Raw genomic sequence first — 345 nt, 5'->3', positions numbered from 1 at the left:
AACCAATACCATTTAATCCGCCATAAGGTGAACTAGTTGTTAAACCTAGGTAAGGATAATTTCCAATTTCAGTGTTACCTACCTCAGAGTAAGAACCTCTAAATTTCAAATCAGAAACTACATTACTAATTCCTTCCATAAAGCTTTCTTTAGAAACAGTCCAACCTGCAGAAACTCCAGGGAAATTATTCCATCTTGTATCAGCACTTAATTTTGAGATACCATCTCGTCTGATAGAAGCTTGAATAAAATATTTCTCTTTATAGTTATATGTAAAACGTCCTAAATAAGAAATAATACCATTTTCTGTAACAGATCCACCAGAATCTTTAGTAGTATAAGAGT

1 pseudogene is annotated in these 345 nt (G+C 32.5%); it reads right to left on the bottom strand.

Features of this window, described 5'->3' with window-relative positions:
- Positions 1 to 345, bottom strand: a pseudogene (locus tag IRZ83_RS19445) (TonB-dependent receptor); the annotation flags it as partial.

It is taken from the genome of Flavobacterium sp. JLP (genome assembly GCF_015350755.1).
GTDB lineage: Bacteria > Bacteroidota > Bacteroidia > Flavobacteriales > Flavobacteriaceae > Flavobacterium.
This window is presented reverse-complemented; position numbering and strand designations above follow the sequence as displayed.